Annotated in this window: 15 protein-coding genes, 1 tRNA gene and 1 pseudogene; 2 read left to right on the top strand and 15 right to left on the bottom strand. The window is 60.6% G+C overall.

Annotated features, from left to right (window positions below):
* Positions 1 to 708: pseudogene (locus BM031_RS26150) on the bottom strand (IS3 family transposase); the annotation flags it as partial.
* A gap of 139 nt (positions 709 to 847) precedes the next feature.
* Here BM031_RS26150 and BM031_RS22090 point away from each other — a divergent pair.
* Complete coding sequence (locus BM031_RS22090; RefSeq protein ID WP_091876704.1) at positions 848 to 1933, top strand: DUF8606 domain-containing protein; 1086 nt, start codon at positions 848 to 850, stop codon at positions 1931 to 1933.
* Between the two features lie 1247 nt (positions 1934 to 3180).
* On the opposite strand, the gene BM031_RS22085 is transcribed toward BM031_RS22090, so the two are convergent.
* From BM031_RS22085 to ybiB, 14 genes are all read right to left on the bottom strand, one after another.
* Positions 3181 to 4662 (bottom strand): type I restriction-modification system subunit M, encoded by a 1482-nt coding sequence (locus BM031_RS22085; RefSeq protein WP_091876703.1) that lies wholly within the window; start codon positions 4660 to 4662, stop codon positions 3181 to 3183.
* The gene (locus tag BM031_RS22080; RefSeq protein ID WP_091876702.1) at positions 4659 to 6233 is read right to left on the bottom strand and encodes a restriction endonuclease subunit S; all 1575 of its coding nucleotides are present in this window, start codon (positions 6231 to 6233) and stop codon (positions 4659 to 4661) included. The genes BM031_RS22085 and BM031_RS22080 overlap by 4 nt, the downstream gene beginning before the upstream one ends.
* The gene (locus tag BM031_RS22075; protein WP_091876701.1) at positions 6233 to 9013 is read right to left on the bottom strand and encodes a type I restriction endonuclease subunit R; all 2781 of its coding nucleotides are present in this window, start codon (positions 9011 to 9013) and stop codon (positions 6233 to 6235) included. The genes BM031_RS22080 and BM031_RS22075 overlap by 1 nt, the downstream gene beginning before the upstream one ends.
* A gap of 208 nt (positions 9014 to 9221) precedes the next feature.
* A tRNA-Ile gene (locus tag BM031_RS22070) sits at positions 9222 to 9300 on the bottom strand.
* A 121-nt stretch (positions 9301 to 9421) separates the two neighbouring features.
* A complete protein-coding gene (rpoD, locus tag BM031_RS22065) occupies positions 9422 to 11647 on the bottom strand; it encodes an RNA polymerase sigma factor RpoD (protein ID WP_229409146.1) in 2226 nt (741 codons plus the stop codon).
* Positions 11648 to 11903: 256 nt separating this feature from the next.
* A complete protein-coding gene (dnaG, locus tag BM031_RS22060) occupies positions 11904 to 13700 on the bottom strand; it encodes a DNA primase (protein ID WP_091876699.1) in 1797 nt (598 codons plus the stop codon).
* Positions 13701 to 13925: 225 nt separating this feature from the next.
* Positions 13926 to 14375: a GatB/YqeY domain-containing protein gene (locus tag BM031_RS22055; protein ID WP_091876698.1), complete on the bottom strand. Its 450-nt coding sequence runs from the start codon at positions 14373 to 14375 to the stop codon at positions 13926 to 13928.
* A 125-nt stretch (positions 14376 to 14500) separates the two neighbouring features.
* Positions 14501 to 14713 (bottom strand): 30S ribosomal protein S21, encoded by a 213-nt coding sequence (gene rpsU, locus BM031_RS22050; RefSeq protein ID WP_005665410.1) that lies wholly within the window; start codon positions 14711 to 14713, stop codon positions 14501 to 14503.
* Positions 14714 to 14822: 109 nt separating this feature from the next.
* Complete coding sequence (locus BM031_RS22045; protein ID WP_091876697.1) at positions 14823 to 16040, bottom strand: BaiN/RdsA family NAD(P)/FAD-dependent oxidoreductase; 1218 nt, start codon at positions 16038 to 16040, stop codon at positions 14823 to 14825.
* A 271-nt stretch (positions 16041 to 16311) separates the two neighbouring features.
* Entirely contained in the window at positions 16312 to 18888 is a 2577-nt protein-coding gene (locus tag BM031_RS22040) for a carboxypeptidase-like regulatory domain-containing protein (protein WP_091876696.1), read from the bottom strand.
* A gap of 67 nt (positions 18889 to 18955) precedes the next feature.
* Positions 18956 to 19819, bottom strand: a complete 864-nt coding sequence (locus tag BM031_RS22035) for a fimbrial biogenesis chaperone (protein ID WP_091876695.1) — start codon at positions 19817 to 19819, stop codon at positions 18956 to 18958.
* Between the two features lie 10 nt (positions 19820 to 19829).
* Positions 19830 to 20318, bottom strand: coding sequence for a DUF4402 domain-containing protein (locus tag BM031_RS22030; RefSeq protein WP_091876694.1), 489 nt, complete (start codon positions 20316 to 20318; stop codon positions 19830 to 19832).
* A 34-nt stretch (positions 20319 to 20352) separates the two neighbouring features.
* Positions 20353 to 20883, bottom strand: coding sequence for a DUF4402 domain-containing protein (locus BM031_RS22025; protein WP_091876693.1), 531 nt, complete (start codon positions 20881 to 20883; stop codon positions 20353 to 20355).
* A 468-nt stretch (positions 20884 to 21351) separates the two neighbouring features.
* Positions 21352 to 22311, bottom strand: coding sequence for a DNA-binding protein YbiB (gene ybiB / locus BM031_RS22020; protein ID WP_091876692.1), 960 nt, complete (start codon positions 22309 to 22311; stop codon positions 21352 to 21354).
* 121 nt (positions 22312 to 22432) lie between these two features.
* On the opposite strand from ybiB, the gene BM031_RS22015 reads away from it, so the two are divergent.
* A complete protein-coding gene (locus tag BM031_RS22015; RefSeq protein ID WP_091876691.1) occupies positions 22433 to 23494 on the top strand; it encodes a 3-deoxy-7-phosphoheptulonate synthase in 1062 nt (353 codons plus the stop codon).
* Positions 23495 to 23590: the final 96 nt, after the last annotated feature.

Below are 23590 nucleotides of genomic sequence, written 5' to 3'. Positions count from 1 at the left end.
AAAGCCAGCCCTCATAGGTGCGGATGTACGTGATGTCCGTCACCCAAACCCGATTCGGTTCCTGCACGTCGAACTGGCGCTGTAGATGATTAGGCGCCACCAGCGAAGGGGCACCGCCGCGTTTATATTTCCGCTTGGCGTAGCCAGTTTGCGAACGAATCCCAGCCGACCGCATAAGACGGTGGACGCGATTGACGCCACATTGCTCACCAAGTTCGCGCAGATCGTCGCTGACATTCCGATAACCGTAGACACTGCCGCTTTCCAGCCAAGACTCCTTGATGGGAACCAGTAGGCGCTTGTCTTCTTTGGCTCGTTTGCTTTCAGGGTTCAGGCGCCAGGCATAGAAACCGCTCGGATGCACTTCGAGCACTTTGCACAGCCGGCGCACCGGGGTTTGTTCCTGTAACTGAGCAATTAAGGTGTACCTTACCCGGACGTCTTGGCAAAGTACACCGCGGCCTTTTTCAATATGTCACGCTCCTCCGTGACGCGCTTGAGCTCGGCCTTCAGGCGCCGCATCTCGTCGGACTGGGCATCGACCGCCTTGCGCTCTGCCTCGGGTACGCCATAGCGCTTCGTCCAGGCGTACAGGCTGTGGATGCTTATCCCGAGCCGTGCCGCTACTTCGCTCGCCGGGTGACCGCCCTGCGCCACCTGCTTGACCGCTGCAATCTTGAATTCATCTGTGTACCGCTTACCGCTCATATTCTCCTTGTGCCCGATATTATGGCTCAGGAGTGTCTACGATAGTCGTGGCGATTCAGTTCTGCGGGTGGCTAGCCTTTCTGAGACTTCCTGCATTGAATGAAATACAATTGTCCAGTTCCTATCATGAAGGCATTGGATGAGTATTCGTAGTGCATTGTGGAAGGTTGGTGTTCAGCCCCAACAACTAAGTGAATCGGTTCTTCCGAGCGAGCGGTTACTCGAAGATATGATCATCGCCGCCCCTGGCTTGCTGTCTGATGAATGGATGCTAATTGGTCGCCAGGAAGGAACCGGCTTCAACGGTCGTATCGACCTGCTGGCGATCGCCCCGGACGGGGCGCTTATCCTGATCGAAATAAAGCGGGACCGTACGTCACGCGAAGTTGTCGCCCAGGCATTGGATTACGCCAGTTGGGTGCAGTCGCTTAAAGCTCCCGAGATCGCAGCCATGTATGGCCGATTCGCGACGGGACGCGACCTAGCGCACGATTTTCGCGCCCGTTTCGACCACGACCTCGACGAGGACCGTCTCAACGAAAACCATCAAATCGTTATCGTTGCGAGTGAACTAGACCCCAGCACCGAACGCATCATCAATTATCTTAGCGAGCGTGAAATTGCGATCAACGTGCTCTTCTTTCAGGTATTCACGATTGGTGGCGAGCAGCTCATCAGCCGCAGTTGGCTACAGGATCCATTGCAGGCGCAAGCGATAGCAGCATCTGCTCGTACGGGTCCGGCCGAGTCTTGGAATAATGAGTACTACCACTCCTATGGCGCAGGCGAGAGCCGCTCATGGGAAGATGCACAGCAGTACGGATTTATTTCAGGCGGAGGCGGCGCTTGGTACAGTCGCACGCTCAAACAGTTGAGCCCTGGTGATCGGGTCTGGGTTAACGTCCCCGGCTGTGGTTATGTTGGGGTGGGCCGCGTAACCGGCCTGGCACAAGCAGCGCTTGATTTCCGCGTCGTCACGCCGGAAGGTCCGAAGTGTATTTATGATGCCAGCAACCGTGCCAGCTATCACTCCGAATACATTGACGACCCCGAGCATTGTGAGTACTTCGTGCCAATTGAGTGGTTGCAAACAGTCCCGTTGGACAAAGCGGCACAGGAACTGGGACTGTTCGGCAACCAAAACACTGTCTGCCGCCCCACGACCACTAAATGGCGAACCACGGTCGAACGGCTCAAAGTATTTTTCCCTCAATTCGATAATTAGCAGGTTATCCGGGCTCGTTGATTGTCACACCGAGTCTGCGTTTCCCTTCCCCTCCCCGGAAGGGAGGCGGCCATTTTTCCGCTATTTGTTTGCTCTTGCTAGATCGTCATGCACCCTGCAGATTTAGCTATGGTGGCCCGCCAACCCGGCTAACTACCCGATAGCGGATCCGTAAGTCGTCATTATCTCTCCCGCTACCACAAGACTCTAGAGTCAACGATACTGTCCACTAAGGCCTAGCCTTGAGAAGATTTTTGAAAGCTTCTCTCTAGCGGTAACATCCCCTATCTTTGACCCTGCGCTATTGATAGGCTTTATCACGAAGAGTTCCCGCTGGTGGGAAACGTGCACGGCTGGAGCCGCCAAGGTTTTGTCAATCTTCGATGATTGAAGGCCGCTGCGCGCGAGTGGTTCGCGACCTGGAGGCAGACCAAAAAACCAGATGGAAAGAAATCGCAGGGTTGGGCGGCAGCAACCATGCCACCGTGACAAAGCGGCAGCGATTCTGAAAGTCGTTGCTTGGTGCGATACTTAGCCTTGGGTAAAGAAACGCCGAACGTCGCTTCGATCTGCTTCACCGTAAAGGACCCCGCTATGCGGAATGCGCAAAATCATCCTCCCGCTGGCAGAGGTAAGTTGGGTTCGGTGGATTGCCACTGGAATGGGACACAAAAGGCTTTCAGTCACCGCAAAGCCTGGACGAACTGGGAACGCTTTGCGGTGGTGGGTGGCTCAGTCTCTTTGCGACGGAGATGCCAAGCTCTGGTTGCGCCAAGGAACATGGCTCCGTTACAGCGCGCCACTCGGACCAAAATCTTTTGGTTGCCCGTTGGATGGCCCGTCAGCATGATCTAGTAAAGACGAACCGAACCCGGGCCAAGCGATCAATGCTTACACCCGCCAACGAGATACTGCTCGAAATGAAGGGGGGGCTTTCTGTCGCCGACAGGTCAACCGCTCGGAACATTCAAGCCCGATCGCGCACAGCATATTCACGAATTTGGGTACACCTGAACTCCGAGTGCCCAATGTGCCGCAACCGAACGTTCAACGGCAGCTTTTGGACTCCTTGAATGACGGCTTTTGGCAATAGCAGCCCGCGTTGCGGTCCACGATGAATAGGCGCACCACGCCTCGAATATGGGGCGAAGCTAAGGAAAACTCGACGCTCCGTACGCTTCGCCACCCAGTGGGACTGTTCTGGCCCCTACCGATGCCAGTAACCATGAAGCGATGTCCGGATTCACTTACTTGGCAAGTGCGGCAGCAATCGCGCGAAAACTGTCCAATCCCGCCTCGAGATTCTCGATGATCTCGATGGCCAGGTCGTCCGGCTCGGGCAGGTTATCGAGGTCCGCGAGGCTCTTGTCCTTGAGCCAGGAAATATCGAGACTGGTTTTGTCGCGGGCGATGATCTGCTCATAGGTGAATTTGCGCCAACGGCCCTCGGGGTTGGTCTGCTCGTTCCACGTTTCCTTACGTCCAAAGCGGCTGCCCGGGTTGTAGCAAACGATGAAATCCTTCAAGTCCTCAAAGCCGAGCGGCTTCTTCTTGAGCGTGTGGTGAATGTTGGTGCGGTAATCGTAGAACCAGACTTCCTTTGTCCAAGGATCTTTGCTGGCGACGTGGTTGTCGAAAAACAGCACGTTCGCCTTAACGCCGTTGGCGTAAAAAATGCCGGTTGGCAGGCGCAGGATGGTGTGGAGGTCGGTATTCTCCATCAACTTTTTGCGCACGATTTCGCCGGCGCCGCCTTCAAACAATACGTTGTCCGGTACGACCACGGCGGCACGCCCACTCGTTTTAAGCATGGTGCGGATGTGCTGGACGAAGTTAAGCTGCTTGTTTGACGTGGTGGCCCAGAAATCTTGGCGGTTGTAGGTAAGGTCGTCCTTTTCCTGTTCGCCTTCTTCATTGGTGAAACTCATCGAACTCTTCTTGCCGAAAGGCGGATTGGCGAGCACGTAGTCATAGGTTTTCGGCGAACTAGCGACCAACGCATCGTTCGGGGAAATCATGCTTTCGCCATCAATCTCACCGATGTTGTGCAGGAACATGTTCATCAAGGCAAGACGACGAGTGCTGGCGACGATCTCGTTGCCATAAAAGGTATCGTGCTTGAGGAAGGCCTTCTGCGCCTTATCCATCTGGTGCGTCCCCACCAGAAAGTCGTAAGCGGCGAGGAAGAACCCCCCGGTACCGCAAGCAGGATCGGCAATAGTCTTATTGGGCTCGGGGCGAACACATTCGACCATGGCGCGAATCAGAGCGCGCGGTGTGAAGTATTGGCCTGCGCCGGACTTGGTGTCTTCGGCGTTACGTTCGAGCAGACCTTCATAGATATCGCCTTTGACATCGGCGCCCATGGTGACCCATTGGGTTTCATTCACCACGTCGATCAAGCGATACAGCTTGGCTGGGTCCTGAATCTTGTTCTGCGCCTTAGTAAAGATCGTGCCAAGCATCCCCGATTTGTTGCCCAATTCGCGTAAAAGCGTCACATAATGCACTTCCAGCTCCGCGCCGCGCTTGGTCCTGAGGCTCTGCCAGTTGTATTCTGACGGAATGCCAACCTTGCGGTTATGCGGCGGCTGGCTGTACTCGTCCGCCATCTTGAGGAAGATCAGGTAGGTGAGCTGCTCCAAATAATCGCCATAGCCCACGCCGTCGTCGCGCAAGGTGGTGCAGAAACTCCAAACTTTGGAAACGATAGATGCTGTTGCGTTCATTTACGGGCTTTCTTACCTTGTGGTTGGGCGGATTTCTCTGCCTTAATGCGCGCTAGCAGGGACGATGCAGGCTCATCATTTGGGTCTTGCGGGATCAATTGGCCGGAGAAAGCCTTCTTTAGGATGGACTGCCTTAAGGCTTCAGCTTGTTGCAAGGATTCGCTAAGGGTTTGATCCAGTTGTGCGATCACGGATAGCTGCTGGTCTAGCTCCATAACCACAGCCTCTTGCTCGGAAAATGCGCAGTGAGGAATGGTAAGGTTCAGGAACGCTCCTTGAGTCAAATTCACTCCACTATCGTTGATTCCCGATTTAATTCGCTCAATTGCTTCGAGAATTCTGGGGGAGTTAAGTGCTCCTTCTAGGTATTCTGGATGGCAAATAGAAGGTGCACTTCGGATGCGATAGACCTTATCGCAATTCATAATTTTTTTTCTAACTTTTCTAACCAAGCAACAAACGCCAACCCGTACGCGAGGGCCAGCTCGCGTAATGAGTAAGTCGTTAACGCTTAGCTCATGCTGCACCCTTGGCTTCATGCCAAGAGGAAGTGCTTTATTTTCTGCGTCAAAAAATCTTCCGTGCTGAACGGCTGTTGTCTTAATAACGCCCCACGCGTCGTCTGCTGCTGGCGTGCCACTACACTTTGGACTCCACCCTTGATCGATGCCCGTGATGAGGAATTCAAGTTGCACCCATGTCCAACCTTCAGGTAGTTGTGGCAATAATTCTATTTGTTCGGTGGGAATCTGTCGCAGAGGTGCTGGTCCTTTGGGTTTTCTGCCTTGATTGCCCTCTCTTTCCCACTCGGCCAGTTGTTCCTGGTAGCGTTGCGCGCGTGATTGTTGAATGCGCTTTAGCAAGACGTCGGCGGTTTCAAGTTTGTCCGGGTTGTCGATGCGCCATTGGGCAGTAAGCCTGCCCTCGAAGGCGTGCTTTAAAAGGGCCCGGCGATAGGCATCGAGCTGGGCCTTGGCGGTCTTGAGGTTTTCAAGGCCCTTATCCAGCTCGGAGAATAGCTCCTCGATTTTGGCTACGATGCGGCTTTGTTCCGCAAGAGGCGGCAGGGGGATGTCTAGTCCAAGGTAGTCTTTGAATTTTAGATTTCTAAGATTATTACTACCTGCTTGATAGTTCCGAATCTCGCCACTTTTGTAGAAATAGCTCAGGTACAGGTTAAGGAAGCGCGAGTCGATTCCATTGCAGGAACGGAGTATCCGTAAGAAATTAGTACAAATTTTTGGCAAGGCGGGTGAGTGCATTAGCGCGCTTCGATCGATTAGCACTGTTCGCCCGACTGGCTGGTCTGGTCCCCCACCAGAAATTTCGACAAGAATATCGCCTATTTGCAGTGCTCTTGACGCCAAGCTTGAATTCTTGATCTTGCGTAGCGACGCCGTGCCGCCCTTTTCGTTATCCCAGTTGCGAAACTCCGCCCCCCTTATACAAAGGGCTAATGAGTATTCCGCTGCCTCAAATTCGGGGGCTTGCCCCCAATCTCCTCCGAGAGTCAGAATGGACAGTGCTTCTAGCGGTGCCGTTTCCCAGCTTTCAGGCTTAGACAAATTCATCACGCAACCAATACTTCATTTAACTCATCCAACAGCATATCCATCTTCGTCCCAAACAGTTGATACATTTTCCCCAGCCCGCCTTGCCCATCGAAGGGCGACATTTCCAAATCGTCGCGCTCAATGTGAAAAGAGTTGACAACGTGGTCGCGAATCATACGCAGCCAGATCATTTGTTCCTCGTTAAATTTTTCGCTGCCACCGGAGTGATGTTTCATCACCCAGTCCTGAAAATTGCGGCGGACGGTTTCGTCAAAGGCCGAGATCTTACCATCCATGCCGCAGACACGGCGGATAAGGGAGACGAGGGCCGTGAGTTCGCTGATCGGCTGCTCGCCATTGTAGTTGTCCAGTTGGCTATAGGCCTGCCATACTCGCAGCGGCGCAAGCTTGGGTTTGTCGGCCTTGAGCTTGTCGAGAACCTGCCTAATTAGGTCGAAGTTAAGTTCGCGCCTTCTGTAGGGCTGGCTGAAGAAGATGGTGAGGGCAGTAATGCTGTCTTGGTTGGCCTTCAGGTATTCGCCAAACTCGTCGGTGAGGAACTGAGCGTTATTCGCAGCGTCCTTGTCCCACTCAGCACGCAGCACGGTGTCGATGTTGTCGTGGTCGATGGTTTGCTCTCTGTCGCGACGGATCGTGTCGATAAGTTCGATCAGCTCGCCGTTAAGGACGCTGGAGACGGCATTGACCAATAGTTCTTGGGCCTGCTGGCGCTTGGTGTCGCCGGGGTCGCTGCCTATTGGCTGGCCGGCGAGCGCTAGGGCTTTGGCTTCAATGTTGTCGGCGTCGATGGCGCCGAACAGCCTGCCAACGATCTGGCTGAGCTCAACGCCGGCGGCTTCGCGAATTTGCCTCTGCTCGTCGGTATCGAGTTGCTTGTTGAGGCGAGCCAGGCGGCCGGCGAGGGATGAAACCGTGTCTTCGTCGGTGGCGCCCATCATGACTGCCATGGCCAAATCCTTCAATGGTACTGTGGGCTTGGTGATGAGGGGCTGGCTAGCTGTCTTGAGCGACTTGGTGACGCCGATGGCGTCGACGATGACGTAGTGGGTCTTGGCACTCTTGGCAGATGGCGTGACCTTTCTCAGATCGTCCATGTCCAGCGTGCGGGTGCCGCGGCCCTTCATTTGCTCGAAGTAGTTGCGGCTTTTGACGTCGCGCATGAAGAGCAGGCATTCGAGCGGTTTGACGTCGGTGCCAGTGGCGATCATGTCTACAGTGACGGCGATGCGCGGATAGTAATCGTTGCGGAACTGGGCGAGGACAGACTTCGGGTCTTCTTCGATCTTGTAGGTGAGTTTCTTGCAGAAAGCATTCCCCTCGCCGAACTCTTCGCGCACGGTTTGGATGATGTCGTCGGCGTGGCTGTCGGTCTTGGCGAAAATCAGGGTCTTCGGAACTTCTGTGCGGTCTGGGAATATCTCGGGCAACTTATCGCGGAAAGTGCGGATAACGGTGCGTATCTGGTCCGGGTTGACAATATTTCGATCGAGCTGGGTTGCAGAGTAAGCCTCGTCTTCGTCCTGCTGCTCCCATCGCTTCTTGCGGGTGAGCTTTTCGCGGCGCTCGACCTGCTGCTGCGCCTTGATTTCGCCGCCGGCTTTGGTGACCTGAGTTTCGATGACATATATTTCGTTGCCGACGTTGACGCCATCGGCCACGGCTTTTTCGTGGCTGTAATCGCTGACCACATTCTTCTTGAAGAAGCCGTAGGTGCGGTTATCCGGCGTGGCGGTGAGCCCGATCAGACTGGCGTCGAAGTAGTCGATGACTTGTCGCCAGAGATTGTATATCGAGCGGTGGCATTCATCGATATAGATGAAGTCGAAGAACTCCGGCGAAATCTGGCAGTTATATACCACTGGCATGGGGGCCTTAGGTTGGGCGAGCTCGGCAGGGTTGATTTCTTCGACAGCGTCGTCAAGCTCGGCGCCCTTGAGAATGGAGTAGAGGCGCTGGATGGTACTAATGCAGACCTGGCTATCCTTGGCGATGTATGAAGATTTGAGCCGCTGGACGTTGTAGAGCTCGGTGAACTTACGGTTATCGTCAAGCGGAACGTAGGACATCATTTCCTGCTCGGCCTGCTCGCCCAGGTTCCTGGTATCGACAAGGAAGAGAACGCGTTTGGCCCCGGCGTATTTGAGCAGCCGATAGATTGAGGTAATTGCGGTGTAGGTCTTGCCGGCACCAGTGGCCATCTGGATCAGGGCGCGGGGGCGATCAGCTTTGAATGACACCTCTAAATTGTAGATGGCAATTTCTTGGCAATCGCGCAGGTGCAGTTCCCGTGCGGGCAGATGGGTCGGGTTCAAATCTGGGATTGTTTGCAAGCGCTGGCGTAGGCTGCCCCCTTGAGATAACCATTCCTTGATAGTCTCCGGCCGGTGAAAGTTGAAGACCTCGCGGGAGCGGGGCTTGGGGTCACGGCCATCGGTGAAGCGGGTGATAATGCCGGTACTCTCGTAGAGGAAGGGCAAGGGCTCCTTGTTGTTCACCCACTTTAACTTGGCAGCAGCGTAACCTTCGGTCTGCTCTTCGACTTCGGTGATTTTATGGCCAAGATCTTCCTTCTTTGCCTCGATGACTCCCACCGCTTTTTTATCAACAAATAATACATAATCCGCCGGACCGACATCGGTTTGATATTCCCTGACTGCGACGCCGAGACCCGCCCCGAAATTAATTTTCTTGGCTGATTGAACGACCCATCCTGCTTGCTTAAGTAGTGCGTCGATATTGTCTCGAGCTTTTTGTTCTGGATTTTGGTTCTCGGTCATACGATGCTCTCGTACCTAGTTGACGATAAGCAAATAATATATGAAGTCACCTGGGTAAGCGAATGCGAAATGCACAACCTACGCTTCGTGTGCCTGCGTAGGGCAAAAACTAGCTTCAAAGATATGGGGGAATGCCTACATGGCGCCTACACGGCTTTTCGACATTGTGAGAATCAAGAACCTATTCGACGTAAGTTATTGATTTTAATGGTGGGCCTCCCGTGAGTCGAACACGGCACCAACGGATTATGAGTCCGCTGCTCTAACCAAGCATGAGCTAGAGGCCCAGAAATCGGGACAGTGGCAGAAAGTACTTTCGCCACCCGCTCCCACGGTGCGGTACCGTAGAGCAGAGTGGCGAGAGGATATTGCCTTTACTACAGGTACGTCAAGCCCAGACTACAACGATCAGCTGCTACCCTCGAGGAAGCTCTTCAGCTTGTCCGAGCGCGACGGATGGCGCAGCTTGCGCAGCGCCTTCGCTTCGATCTGGCGAATCCGCTCGCGCGTCACGTCGAACTGTTTACCGACCTCTTCCAGCGTGTGGTCGGTCGACATCTCGATGCCGAAGCGCATGCGCAGCACCTTGGCTTCGCGCGGGGTCAGCGAATCGAGCACATCCTTCACCACGCCACGCATCGAGGCGTGCAAGGCCGCATCCGACGGCGCCAGCGTGTTGTTGTCCTCGATAAAATCGCCCAGGTGCGAATCGTCGTCGTCGCCGATCGGCGTCTCCATCGAAATCGGTTCCTTGGCGATCTTCATGATCTTCCGGATTTTGTCTTCCGGCATTTCCATCTTGATCGCGAGGGTGGCCGGATCCGGCTCCGCACCGGTCTCCTGCAGGATCTGGCGCGAGATCCGGTTCATCTTGTTGATCGTCTCGATCATGTGCACCGGGATACGGATGGTGCGCGCCTGGTCGGCGATCGAGCGGGTGATGGCCTGGCGGATCCACCACGTCGCGTAGGTCGAGAATTTATAACCGCGGCGGTATTCGAACTTGTCCACCGCCTTCATCAGGCCGATATTGCCTTCCTGGATCAGGTCGAGGAATTGCAGGCCGCGGTTGGTGTACTTCTTGGCGATGGAAATCACCAGGCGCAGGTTGGCCTCGGTCATCTCGCGCTTGGCCTTGCGGGCCTTCATCTCGCCGGCCGCCATCTGGCGGTTGATGTTGCGCAGGTCCGGCAGCGGCAGCACGACCCGGGCCTGCAGGTCGATCAGGCGCTGCTGCAGTTCCTTGACGGTCGGGATGTTGCGGCCCAGGATGGCGCTGTAGGCGTGGCCGGCGTTAACTTCGCCGTCCACCCATTCCAGGTTGGTTTCGTTGCCCGGGAAGACCTTGATGAAGTGAGCGCGCGGCATGCCGCAGCGGTTCACGGCCACGTCGAGGATCTGTTTCTCGATGTGGCGCACTTCGTCGACCTGGCCGCGCAGGGTGTCGCACAGCTTCTCGACCACCTTGGCCGTAAAGCGGATGCCCAGCAGCTCGTTGGAGATCGCTTCCTGCGCCTTGACATAGGCCTTGCTGTTGTAGCCGTCTTTTTCGAAGGCCTTGCGCATCTTGTCGAATTGCTGGGCGATCTGGTCGAACTTGCCGAGGGCTTGCTGCTTCAGGGCTTCGAGCTGCTCGGCCGAGTAGCCGGCCGCGCCGCCTGCCGCGGCGCCGTCTTCTTCCTCTTCCTCGGCTTCTTCCTCTTCTTCCTCGTCCTCGTCGTCGTCATCGCTGGCGGTCGGGGCGGCCGGAGCCGGCGCGCTGCCGTCGTCTTCCTGGTCGACCATGCCGTCGACGATTTCGTCGATCTTGATCTCGTCCTTCTCGATCTTGCTGGCGGCGTCGATGATCTCGGCGATGGTCACCGGGCAGGCCGAGATGGCCTGGATCATGTCCTTCAAGCCGTCTTCGATGCGCTTGGCGATTTCGATCTCGCCTTCACGGGTGAGCAGCTCGACCGAGCCCATTTCGCGCATGTACATGCGGACCGGGTCGGTGGTGCGGCCGAAATCGGAGTCGACAGTGGATAGGGCCGCTTCGGCGGCCGCTTCGGCTTCGTCGTCGCTGGTGACAGTGGCAACATTGTCGGACAGCAGCAGGGTTTCCGCGTCAGGGGCATGCTCGTAGACGGCGATGCCCATGTCGTTGAAGGTGCCGATGATGCCTTCGATCGCTTCCGGATCGACGATGTTTTCCGGCAGGTGGTCGTTGATCTCGGAGTACGTGAGGAAGCCGCGCTCCTTGCCCGACTTGATCAGGGCCTTGAGCTTGTTGCGGCGGATTTCCAGCTCTTCTTCGCTGGCCTCGGTATCCGACGAGAACGCGTCTTTCAGCAGCGCCTTTTCCTTCGCCTTGCGGTCCTTGGCCTTGGCCTTGTCCGCGGCTTTCAGTTCGGCGCGCTCGACCGCGTTGAGGGCGGCGATCTCATCATTCTCGGGGGTGAATTCTTTTGGCTTACGACCACGACGCCCCGGAACCTTGACGGATGGCAGGACATAGCCGGACGTGTCGATGGCGGCCAGTGCGGCCGCATCGGTCGTCGCGTTGACCGGTGCCGGGCTCGCCGTACGAACCTCGGCCTGGTCTTGACCTTTGTCCACCGTGGCGGCGGACGCTTTCGTGGTTTTTGCAGCCACTTGGGTTTCGGGTTTCTTGGTTGGCACAGGCGCTTTCGAAGTCACGACGACTAACCTTACGATGGTTAAAGATAAACTGTCTTGTTACCTTACATCACCCTGCAAGCAACATCTGTTGCCTCGCTAACCCAAACTGCATGCCCCCATTGAAACGGAAAATGGTTTCGAAGCTTGCAATAGTTAGCGTTTTATTATAGCACGCACCCCTACTTTTTCCAGTCGTGAACACCTGCCGCCGGGGCGGTATGCACGGGGGTTAACGAGGCGTCATTTCCGCAGCTGCTTCACGGGCCAGGAGGTCCTGCTGAGCGGTAATCTCGCGATAGCGAGCACTCACCTGATCTGGGGTCAGGCCCGAAGAAAACAACTGGTTCAACTCCTGCTTCAATGTGTCCATCTTGATCTGGCGCAGCGCACTGGATAGCCACACGCGATCTGCCTCAATGTCGCTTTCCGGTTCTGCAGCGATTTCCGCGATCAGGCTGTCGTATTCTGCCGTCACTTCCTTCAGTTGCTGGGACAGCGCGGCGAAGGTGCCGTGCTCGCCCAGGTCTTGCGCCATCTGCAGCAGGTGGCGCAGGCTGTCGGCGGATTCCTGGCCGAAGTAGTCCAGCGACTGCTGGGCGGCCTCGTCGATCTGCAGCGCCAGTTGCGGATGCGACACGAAGATGCGCAGCATCTGCAGCTCCAGCCCGATCGGCTTGGGCCGGCCCTGGCGCGGCGGCGCGCGGCGCACCACCGATACCGGCTTGGACAGCTCGAACAGCGATTCGAGCTCGGCCGGCGTGGATTCGGTCAGGCTGGCCAGGCCGCGCACGATCTGCAGGCGCAGCGAGGTCGGCGCCATGGCCTGCAGCAGCGGCTTGGCCTCGAACTGGACGTGGGCCCGGCCCTCCGGCGTGGACAGGTCGTGCTCGGTACTGACTTCGCGCAGCAGGAACTGCGACAGCGGCATCGCCTCGTGGATTTCCTGCTCGAAGGCATCGGCGCCGCGCTCGCGCACGAAACTGTCCGGGTCGTGTTCCTGCGGCAGGAACAGGAACTTGATGGTCTTGTTGTCCGACACCTGCGGCAGGCAGGCTTCCAGCGCGCGGCGGGCGGCGCGGCGGCCGGCCTTGTCGCCGTCGAAGCTGAAGATCACGTTGTCGGTCTGGCGCAGCAGCTTTTGCACGTGGGTGCTGGTGCAGGCGGTGCCAAGGGTGGCCACGGCCTGCGGGAAGCCAAGCTGGGCCAGCGCGACGACGTCCATATAGCCTTCGGTTACCAGCACGTAGCCGGCGTCGCGGATCGCCTGGCGGGCCTCGAACAGTCCGTACAGTTCCAGGCCTTTCTGGAACAGCGGGGTTTCCGGCGAGTTCAGGTATTTCGGTTCGCCACTGTCGAGCACGCGGCCGCCGAAGCCGATCACCTGGCCTTTGGTATTGCGGATCGGGAACATCACGCGCTCGCGGAAGCGGTCGTAGCGTTTCTTGTTGCCGCCGTCTTCGTCGACCTTGTCGATCACCAGGCCGGATTCGACCAGCGCCAGCGCGTCGTAGTCCGGGAAGACCGAGCGCAGGTTGTCCCAGCCGGAAGGCGCGTAGCCCATGCCAAAGCGCGCCGCCACCTCGCCGGTGAGGCCGCGGTTCTTGAGGTAGGCGATGGCGTTGGGGGCTTCGCGCAGCTGGGCGCGGTAGAAGGTGCAGGCCTGGTTGAGCGCGTCGGTCATGGCGAGCGACTGGGCTTGCTGGGCGGCGCGCTGCTGTGGCGGGATCTTGTCGTCGTTGTCCGGCACCACCATGCCCACGCCCTGGGCCAGGTCCTTGACGGCGTCGATGAAGCCCATGCCCGAGTATTCGATCAGGAAGCCGATCGAGGTGCCGTGGGCGCCGCAGCCGAAGCAATGGTAGAACTGCTTGGTCGGGCTGACGGTGAAGCTGGGGGACTTTTCGTTATGGAATGGGCACAGGCCCATGTAGTTGGCCCCGCCCTTTTTCAGCTGGACGTAACGGCCGACGATGTCGACGATGTCGACACGGTTGAGCAAATCGGTAATGAAGGATTGCGGAATCACTAGGAGGTACTCAGTGTTTGTCTAATCTCAGACTATACCGCAGCGCTGACTGCAAGTTGATTTTGGACAAGGCCATGGCCAAGACGGGTCTGGCTTGTGGTACGCGTGCATTAAGGCAGCGCATGGGCCGCCTGGACGCGCGGTCGGCATAGCCGCCTTTCGTGGCCCGGACCACCCTACGTAGGGTGTGCGGCTTTGCCGCACGCGCGTTCAACGAACGTATGGTCAGCCGCCGGACAGCGCCTTCTTCACCAATCCCGACACCACGGTCATGTCGGCACGGCCCGCCAGCTTCGGCTTGAGCACGCCCATCAGCTTGCCCATGTCCTGCGGACCGGACGCGCCGGTCGAGGCCACGGCGGCGGCGACTTCCGCCGCGATTTCCTCGTCCGACAGGCCGGCCGGCATGTACTCGGCCAGGATCACCAGCTCGGCCTTCTCGATGTCCGCCAGGTCGGCACGGCCGCCGGCTTCGAACTGGGTGATCGAATCCTTGCGCTGCTTGATCATCTTCTCGACGATCGCCAGGACCTGGGTATCGTCGAGCTCGATCTGCTCGTCGACTTCCTTGCGCTTGATGTCGGCCAGGATCAGGCGGATGGCGGCCAGGCGGCCGCTGTCCTTGGCGCGCATCGCGTTTTTCATGTCCTCGGTGATTTGTGCTTTCAGGCTCATGGATTCTCCGTGTTCGATTGATTTAAACGACAAAACCCGCCGCGGTAACAACCGGAGCGGGCTTGCTGACGCTCAGCGACTCGCCGGGACAGCATCTGTCACCGGGTCAAGCCGGCAGTGCCGTCTTAGTACAGTTTCTTAGGCAGTTGCTGGCTGCGGATGCGCTTGTAGTGGCGCTTCACGGCAGCGGCGAGCTTGCGCTTGCGTTCTGCAGTTGGCTTTTCGTAGAACTCGCGTGCGCGCAGTTCGGTCAGCAGACCAGTTTTTTCGATAGTGCGCTTGAAGCGACGCATTGCGACTTCGAACGGCTCGTTTTCTTTAAGGCGGATAGTGGTCATGTAAAAATGAAACCGTTGGATTTGGGAAGAACGAAATTCTAGCATCAATTGCCGTTCAGTGGAAGGTTTTATGAAGCTGTCCCTGAATTGCTACAGTGCCATTTACGCGTCAAACGCTGCTGCCGGCAACGTAGCCGGAGGCCCATGCCCACTGGAAGTTGTAGCCCCCTAGCCAGCCGGTCACGTCGACCGTCTCGCCAATGAAATACAGCCCCTGGACCTTGTTGGCCATCATGGTCTGCTGGGACAGTTCACGCGTATCGACGCCACCCAGGGTCACCTCGGCCTTCCTGTAGCCTTCCGAGCCCGTCGGGACGATGGCCCAGCGGTTGATGGCATCGCCCAGCTTGCGCAGCTTGGCATCGGGCATGTCGGCCAGGCGCGCATCCAGGGCGAAACCATTGGCCAGCAGCAGGCCTTCGGCCAGGCGGGTGGGCAACCACTGCGCCAGCACATTGCCCATCTGCTTTTTCACGGTCGACTTCATGCCGATGAGTTCCTCGGCCACGTCCATCTCGGGCAGCAGGTCGATCACGATCGGGGTGCCGGGCTGCCAGTAGCTGGAGATCTGCAGGATCGCCGGGCCCGACAGGCCGCGGTGGGTGAACAGCAGGTCTTCGCGGAAATGCCCACGCTGGGCGGCCCCCTTCCCCTTGGCCTTGGCGCTGCCGGTGCTCACTTCCACTTCCAGCGCGATGCCGGCCAGCGGCACGAAGGCTTCCCAGCTCGGGCCGTCGAAGGTCAGTGGCACCAGGCCCGGGCGCGGCTCGACGATCCCGAGCCCGAACTGGGTCGCGATGCGGTAGCCGAAGTCGGTGGCGCCGATCTTCGGGATCGACAGGCCGCCGGTGGCAATCACCACGCTCTCGCATGCGATGTCGCCGCCTTCCGCCGTGACCAGGAAGCCCGTTTCGAGCTTCTCGATGCCGGCGACCTTGCACGGCGTGCGCCAGCTGACCTCGCCCGCGGCGCATTCGGCGCGCAGCATCTGGATGATCTGTTCGGACGAATCGTCGCAGAACAGCTGGCCCTTGTGCTTCTCGTGGTGGGCGATGCGGTATTTCTTGACGAGGGCGAGGAAGTCCTGCGGCGTGTAGCGTGACAGCGCGCTGCGGCAGAAGTTCGGATTCTGGGACAGGAAGTTGGCCGGCGCGGCGTTCACGTTGGTGAAATTGCAGCGGCCGCCGCCGGAAATGCGGATCTTTTCGGCCAGGCGCTCGGCATGGTCGATCAGCACCACGCTCTTGCCGCGCTGCGCAGCAACCGCCGCACACATCATGCCGGCCGCGCCCGCGCCGATTACTACGACATCGTATTGTTTTGCCATTGCGTGGGTGTCCTGCGAGAAGCCAAACCGGGCATTGTATACGGTTCACCTGGGTGGGTGGAAGCGGAGGGGGGTGGTGTACAGGCAAGATTGGGGGGAACAATGCCGGCGGCATTGTTCCCGCCTGCGCCGGAAGTCGTAGGCGCCAGTGGCGCGTACGACGGTCTTTCGGCTATCGATATCTCTGACCTCTACTACGTACATAAGCACGTCGTTCCGGCGCAGGCCGGAACCCAAGTTCGTCGCGTCCCGATAGCGTGGCGTGACGACGCTAGGTTTCATCCTCCGCCCGCACATCCACATCCCTTCCATTGAGCACCGTCCCATCCCGCCCGATCGTGATGACATGCATCCCCGTATCCGTCAGCCCCAACCGCTTGAGCTGCTCGCGCGACACTCGCAATAAATACTCTCCCGGAAAGATCCCGGTCATCACAAAATACCCGTCCGCCGCGCTGCTGATGGTGGCCGCGACCTTGCCCGACGCATCCACCAGTTCCAGCTTCAAGTCCCCGATCGCCCGCCGCGTCCCGTTGGCATATAAATAGGTGCTGCCATCCACCTCCCCCGTCAGGTTGACGGCGAACTCGAGCTGGCTGACCTTGCCCGGCCGCGGCACGATGCGCACGCCGGAAAGGCGCGGCTGCCATTGCGGGTCGTCGAGGGTGTTCGGGTCCAGGCCGATGTCGGTGTTCAGGTGCGGCGGCAGGCGCGGCAGGTAGGCGATGCCGGCGGCGTCGGTGCGGGCCGCGTAGTTGGCGCCGTTGACGATGAAGCCGGCGCCGCCAATCGCTTCGTCGGCGCCATCCATGATGCCGTTCAGGTCCTTGTCGAGGAACACGCGGATCGAGGCCGCGCCCAGGCTGGCCATGGGCTGGGCGTCCGTCAGCAGGCGGCTGCTGCGCGGCTCCAGTCCCATGGCCATGAAGAACTGCAGGCCGAGGCCGTAGTCGTGGCGGTTGGAATAGTAGCCGTTGATGCCGAGCCCGTAGCTGCCCAGGCTCTTGTTGAGCCCGCCGGTGACGCGCAGCTCGCGCTGCTGGAACAGGCGGGTCAAGCCCAGGTTCAGCAGGTAGCCGTCGTTCAGGTAGTAGTCGCCCGCGACGGCGGCGCTGCCCAGCGCGGTGTCGGGGGCGATGGTGTAGTGCAGCTGGCCGGTCAGGCCGATGCCCGCCACCCGCCGGCTCACCTGGAAGGCGCCGTCGGCCAGCTCGCTGCCGCCGAGCGATTGCCAGCGCAGCCCGTTGGTCAGCGCGGTGCCGTCGCGGTAGGCCGACACCCGCCCCAGCACTTCCATGTTGCGCGTACCCGAAGCGAGCCGGTCGCGCCGCAGCTGCAGCGCCACCGGGAAGAACTGGCCGCCGCCGGGCGCCACCACGCCTTCGGCGCGCAGCTCGTCGCGCAGGCGCACCGGATTCATCGTCTGGGTAAAGAATTCGCTCTGGAATTTGTTCAGCTGCGCATGGCTGGCCGACAGGGCCACGAGGCCGACGCGCGTCTTGATGCCCACTTGCGCCAGCGTACCGCCATCCTGCGCCCGGATGGCGTCCAGCGTGCCGATGACGCTGTTCCAGTAGCCGCGCAGGCCCAGGTTGGCGTAGCTGCGCGCGCTGCCGTCGAAGCGCGGCACGCGCTGCCAGCCGCCGATGGCGTTGATGCCCTCGCCCACGCCCCACTCGAACTGCGCCAATGCGCGCTCGCGTCCGCGCAGGTCGCGGTGGGCGCCGGCGTCGTAGTACAGGGCGCCGCGCGGCACGGCGGACTGTTCCAGCAGGAAGCTCTGACGCTCCACCCGCAACTGGCCCAGCGGGCCGTGGAAGACCAGCCGGAATTCATTGGGGCCATAGGCCAGCGGCATGTCTTCGAAGCTGTACTTGCCGTCGGGGCGCGATTGCTGGAAGCCGACCAGCGCCTCGTTGTAGTAGAGCTCGACGTCCCAGCCCGGCGCCAGCGCGCCCTGCAGCGTGTGGCGGTCGAAGCTGGTCGGCTGGTTGAGCGGGCGGTTGCTCACCACCACGCCGTTGCCGGTCGGGCTGCTGAAGGAAATATTCGGCACGCCCGGCAGCGGCACGCTGCCGAACAGGGCGGTGCGCGCGTGCAGCGGGCCGAGCAGGCCGGCGTCGGGATCGTGGCGCCCCAGCGTCAGGCGCAGGCCGCTCGCGGGATCGTTGCGCTTGCGGCTCGCGTACAGGCTGGCTTCCATGCCGAGCAGGTCGGTGGTCAGGTAGCCGGTGTAGGCCGTGTCAAGCTGGCGGCGGCCGTCGTTCCTGGTCGCCGATACCCCGACCGTCTGGTCGATGAAGGGCATGGCGGCCAGCCGGTAGGGCGTGGCCAGACGCGGATAGCCCGGGTCGGTGTAGCCGCCCGGGGCGCCGGGCAGGCTGCCGCGCTCGCGCCGGCCGAGGCGCGCCTGCAGCGGCAATTGCTCGCGCGGCCGGACCTTGAGGACCAGGTTCGACATGTCGAGCTCCAGGTCCACCGGCAACAGGCGCGCCAGCAGCTTGCTGGCCACATAGATTTCGTCGGGGTACAGCTTGAACTGCGCGCGGTCGATGTCTTCGCGCTTGCCGGCCACCTCCAGCACGCGGCCCGGCACGTCGAGGCTGAAGCCGCGCTTTTCCTGCAGGATGTAGCCGCTGGCCCGCCCTTCCCCCGGCGACACGCGGATGGCCAGGGTCAGCAGGCGCGCCATTTCTCCCAGCGGCAGGAAGACGTCGCGCCCGATCTCGTAGCCGTTGACGGCGTCGGACAGGACCTGGTTGCCGAGCCGGACTTCCAGCAGGACGAGGTTGGTCTCGGAAGCCGGCGACGGGGCCGCGGCCGCGCCAGGCGGCAACACCGGCAGCAACAGCAGTCCCGCGACAAGGACGCCTGTTCTGGATACCCGCATCGTCGCCAGCGAAGTCTCCCGCGGCTCAGGGCAGCGCCAGGCTGGCCTGGGCCAGCAGCTTGCCGCCCGCTTCGGGGCGGTCGCGGAAGCTGGCCTCGAGCACGCCGCCGGCCAGGGTCACGCCGGGCGGCACCTGCAGCGGCAGCGTGGCATGGCGCAGGCGGTTCGGGGTGTAGACGGCAATCCCGGCGACCTGCCCCAGGCTGACCGTCTTGCCGCCGCGCGGGGTGAAGCTGACGCTGACGTCGCCGTACACCGAGCTGGCGCCTTCGCGCTCGAAGCGCAGGGCCAGCAGTGGGCGGCGCGCCGCGTCCTTCTGCAGCGCCAGCCCGTCGAGCTTGACGGTCGCGGCCACGTTCCCGTGGCGCACGATCACCGGCATCGAGGCGCCGACCAGGGCGTTCATCACGACGCCGATCTGCTTGCTGTCGCTGCGGCTTTCGATGCTGGCGCTGCCTTCGACGTCCGGCAGCTTGTCGAACAGCAGGTGCGAGCGGTATTCGCCTTCCTGCAGGTCGGCGGGCTTGCGCAGCATCAGGCGCACGGTCTGCGCGGTGCCCGGCTGCAGCGTGACCTGGCGCGGCGAATAGCGCAGCATGCTGTCGGCGAAGCGCTCGCCGTCCTGCGCGCTGTCGGCCGGCTCGAACTGGCCGGCTTCGGTCATGCGGCGGTTGACCAGGGTGATCCGGTAGCTGGCCGGCTTGCTGCCGTTGTTGATCAGTTCGACCTGGGCGGCGCGCTGGTTCTTGTCGAACACGATCCGGGTCGGGTGCAGCATCAGGTCCGCGTGCGCGGGGCGGGACAGGGCCAGCAGCAGGCCGGCCAGGAGGAAGAAGGACGCAAGGCGCAGGTGGCGCGGCAAGACAGGTGCGGACAGCTGGAAAAACATGGGTTCTAGCCTACTGAAAATTGACGATCAAGGGAAACGTGCCGGTGTAGTTCCCGGCCGGCTGGTTCGGCGCCACGCTCAGGGTGGCGCCCACCGACAGCGCGACGCCGCCGGCGGGCACCGAGGCCAGCGTGGATGGGGTGTGGACGAAATTGTCGACCGCCATGCTGTTGGCGCCGCTGCTCAGGCGCGTGCTGCCATTGGCGGGCAGCGAGATGATGACGGCCATGTCGCCGCCCTCGCTGCCGCTCCTGGCCACCAGGAAGCCGGCCTGGCCGGCCATCTGGGAATTGAGCAGCACCACGCCGCCGGTGCGCGTGCGCATGCCGGTCGGGCTGATGGTGATGCTGCCGCCGCTGGCGGCGACGAAGCTGCCGAAATCGAGGCTGCGTGTGTTGTTGAGCACGATCTGCTGGGCATGCGCCGCAGCGAGCGGCAACAGCGCCGCCAGCGTCAGCGCGCTGGCGGGCAGGAAGGCCGGGCAAGGGCGCGGCAACATCGTTCAGGCCGGCGACGCCGCTACCCGGACGGTCTTACTCGTACACCACGGTGGCGCTGACGTTGCCGGTGTAGCTGCCGGCGGCCTGGTTGGCGCCCACGGTCAGGATGCCGCCGACGTAGATCGACTGGCCGCCCGCGCCCAGGGTGCCGCTGCTGACGTTGCCGGTCACGGCGCCGGCGCCGGTCAGGTCGCTGACGGTGGCGAAGGCCATGGTGTCGGTGCCCGAAGTCAGTTCGGTGCTGCCGCCCAGGACGATCGAATAGTTCAGGCCCGACTGGCCGGTCACGTCGAACTTGGCGGCCGTGATGGTGCCGCCCATCAGGACCACGCCGACCTGGGTGCGGGCGGAGCTGGTGCTCACGGTGACGGAGCCGGCGCCGGCGCCGGCTGCGAAGCTGCCGAAGGACAGGTCGGTTGCCTTGGTGATGGCGATCGGCGTGACGACGGTGCTGGACGAGCTGGCGGTGGCGACTGCGGCGGCCGCGCTGCCGGTCGCGGCGGCCAATGCCAGTGCGAGTGCCGCCAGCGGCAGGTGGGAGGTGAAACGAGCGTGCTTGGTCATTCTGGTCTTCCTTCAGTATGTGACGGAGCGGCATCCTTCGAGCCGGACTGTTATCACGACATCCGAACCGCGTTACCACCAGAGAAACACGCAATGTTGCTGTTCGGTATCGTTTTGCTATGTTGCTCGAAAATAATACCGGCATTTTGTCCAAAATCACTGTTTCTGTAAGTCAACTGTAAGCTTCGTATTGTCAGATTCATCAATAATTGTTACTTGTATATGCATTTAGCCGAGCGGCGGCAACGGGAACACTAAACTTTTGCCGCACATAACGTAAATTCATGAGGACATTGCGTCAATACGGCAAAAATATGTTTCAAACAATATTGGTATGCGGCATCGATAATTTTTTTTGTTTGCTTGGTACATATGTTGTTCTTATCCAACGGGTAGCGCGAAAACGGCCCGCTGAAAGCACAAAAGCCACCTGTGAAGGTGGCTTCTGTGTGCGATGACAGGCGTCGATCAGGACCGGAGTGCCCGAGCGACCCGCAGGCATTGCGCCGCCTGGGCCGCGATGGAGGGGGGAATCGGCACGTCGCCACGCAGGGCGGCGGCGATCCAGGCCGCGGTGGTGGCCGCGTCGCGCGCTTCCGGCACCTCGGCCAGCACGTCTGCCGGCGCGTCGCGCTCGACCAGCAGGGTGCGTTGGCCGCCGTGGAACCAGTCGATCTGCTGGGCGCGGTGGGGGTTGGCGACGGTCTCGCCCTCGGTGCCGCGCATCAGGAAGGCGTCGCCGCGCTGGCTTGGCGCCGCGCTGGTGAAATACGCGCCGAGCGTCTCTAGGTACTCCGGATGGGTGTAGGACACCAGCCGCAGCGCCGGGCAATCGTAGGGTTGCAGGATCTTGACCAGGGTGTGGGTGGAATTGCGCACGCCCAGGATGCGGCGCAGCGACAGCAGGTGGGCCAGTTCGGGCGCCAGCCGTTCGATCGGGATGAAGGCCGGGCGCAGGCTGGCCGCCGCATCCAGGATGTCCGCGCTCGAGCCGGCTTCGGCCAGGCCCAGTTCGGCCATGATTTCCGCGGTCGTCACACGGCCGGGGTCGCTACGCACGCCATGCACCAGGGTCGGCACACCCTCGCGCGCCAGCAGCAGCGCCAGCAGCGGGGTCAGGTTGGCCAGCTTGCGCGCGCCGTTGTAGCTCGGGATGAGTACCGGGGCGAACTCGCCCGGCGGGCTGGGCAGCAAGGCGAACGAGGTCTCGGCCGCATCCATGAAGCCGGCCAGCTCCTCGACCGATTCGCCCTTGATGCGCATCGCCAGCAGGATGGCGCCCAGTTCGAGGTCGGACACCCTGCCCTCGAGCATGGCGGCGTAGAGCGCGCAGGCATCTTCGCGCGACATGCTGCGCGCGCCCTTCACGCCGCGGCCTATCTCTTTAATAAAGGGAGCGGCAGCAAATTTTTCAGTCGTCTTGTTCATACCACAAGCATACCGCGTCGCTGCGCAGCTTGTGCGCCAGCCCAATGAGAAATTGGCCGAGGCTGTGCGACTGCAGCATTTTCGGTCTACACTGGTTATTCCCTCCAGACATTACAGCGCCATGATCAATACGCCTGCCATTGAAAATACCAACGTCAGTTCGTTCGGCCAGATGCCGACGCCGACCGAACTGCACGCCACCATGCCCCTGTCCGACCGCGCCTTCGCCACCGTGATGGGGGGCCGCGAAACGCTCCGCAATATCCTCGATCGCAAGGACAAGCGCCTGTTCGTGGTGGTCGGCCCCTGCTCGATCCATGACCCGGAAGCCGGGCTGGACTATGCGCGCCGCCTCAAGGCGCTGCAGGCCGAGGTGGCGGACACCATGGTGCTGGTGATGCGCGTGTATTTCGAAAAGCCGCGCACGACCACCGGCTGGAAGGGCTATATCAACGACCCCTTCATGGACGACTCGTTCCGCGTCGATGTCGGCATGGAACGCGCGCGCCGCTTCCTGCTCGACGTGTGCGAAATGGGCCTGCCTACCGCCACCGAGGCGCTCGACCCGATCTCGCCCCAGTACCTGGGCGACCTGATCGCCTGGACCGCCATCGGCGCACGTACCACCGAATCGCAGACCCACCGCGAAATGTCGTCCGGCCTGTCGACCCCGGTGGGCTTCAAGAACGGCACCGACGGCGATGTGAGCATCGCGGTCAACGCCGTGCAGTCCTCGGCCAGCCCGCACGCTTTCCTGGGCATCAATGGCCAGGGCACCGTGTCGATCGTACGCACCAGCGGCAACGCCTACGGCCACGTGGTCCTGCGCGGCGGCGGCGGGCGCCCGAACTACGATTCGGTGTCGGTGGCGATTGCCGAGCAGGCGCTGGCCAAGGCCAAGCTGCCAACCAACCTGGTGGTGGATTGCTCGCATGCCAACAGCTACAAGAAGCCGGAACTGCAGCCGCTGGTGATGTCGGACGTGATCCAGCAGATCAAGCACGGCAACCGCTCGCTGGTGGGCGTGATGATCGAATCGAACATCGTCAGCGGGGCGCAGGCGATTCCGGAAGACCTGTCGCAGCTGAAATATGGCTGCTCGGTGACCGATGGCTGCATCGGCTGGGAAGAGACGGAAGCGATGCTGCGCGGCGCGCACCAGGAATTGTTGCAGCGTCCGTAATTCAACCCGTATGTGCAAACCGGCGCGTCTATTCATCGGTGAATTGGACGCGCGGGCGGCATAGCCGCCCACCCTACGGTAAAATCTGGCTTTTCC

Source organism: Massilia yuzhufengensis, from assembly GCF_900112225.1.
Lineage (GTDB): Bacteria > Pseudomonadota > Gammaproteobacteria > Burkholderiales > Burkholderiaceae_D > Telluria > Telluria yuzhufengensis.
Note: the sequence above shows the minus strand (reverse complement) of the source record. Positions and strands in the feature narration are given on the sequence as shown.

Excerpts from the sequence above, each read along its gene's own strand:
- BM031_RS22075 (WP_091876701.1), bottom strand. The coding sequence starts at position 9,013 with ATGACCGAGAACCAAAATCCAGAACAAAAAGCTCGAGACAATATCGAC.
- rpsU (WP_005665410.1), bottom strand. The coding sequence starts at position 14,713 with ATGACCACTATCCGCCTTAAAGAAAACGAGCCGTTCGAAGTCGCAATG.
- ybiB (WP_091876692.1), bottom strand. The coding sequence starts at position 22,311 with ATGAACAAGACGACTGAAAAATTTGCTGCCGCTCCCTTTATTAAAGAG.
- BM031_RS22055 (WP_091876698.1), bottom strand. The coding sequence starts at position 14,375 with ATGAGCCTGAAAGCACAAATCACCGAGGACATGAAAAACGCGATGCGC.
- BM031_RS22015 (WP_091876691.1), top strand. The coding sequence starts at position 22,433 with ATGATCAATACGCCTGCCATTGAAAATACCAACGTCAGTTCGTTCGGC.
- BM031_RS22025 (WP_091876693.1), bottom strand. The coding sequence starts at position 20,883 with ATGACCAAGCACGCTCGTTTCACCTCCCACCTGCCGCTGGCGGCACTC.
- BM031_RS22035 (WP_091876695.1), bottom strand. The coding sequence starts at position 19,819 with ATGTTTTTCCAGCTGTCCGCACCTGTCTTGCCGCGCCACCTGCGCCTT.
- BM031_RS22090 (WP_091876704.1), top strand. The coding sequence starts at position 848 with ATGAGTATTCGTAGTGCATTGTGGAAGGTTGGTGTTCAGCCCCAACAA.
- BM031_RS22045 (WP_091876697.1), bottom strand. The coding sequence starts at position 16,040 with ATGGCAAAACAATACGATGTCGTAGTAATCGGCGCGGGCGCGGCCGGC.
- BM031_RS22085 (WP_091876703.1), bottom strand. The coding sequence starts at position 4,662 with ATGAACGCAACAGCATCTATCGTTTCCAAAGTTTGGAGTTTCTGCACC.
- BM031_RS22030 (WP_091876694.1), bottom strand. The coding sequence starts at position 20,318 with ATGTTGCCGCGCCCTTGCCCGGCCTTCCTGCCCGCCAGCGCGCTGACG.
- BM031_RS22080 (WP_091876702.1), bottom strand. The coding sequence starts at position 6,233 with ATGAATTTGTCTAAGCCTGAAAGCTGGGAAACGGCACCGCTAGAAGCA.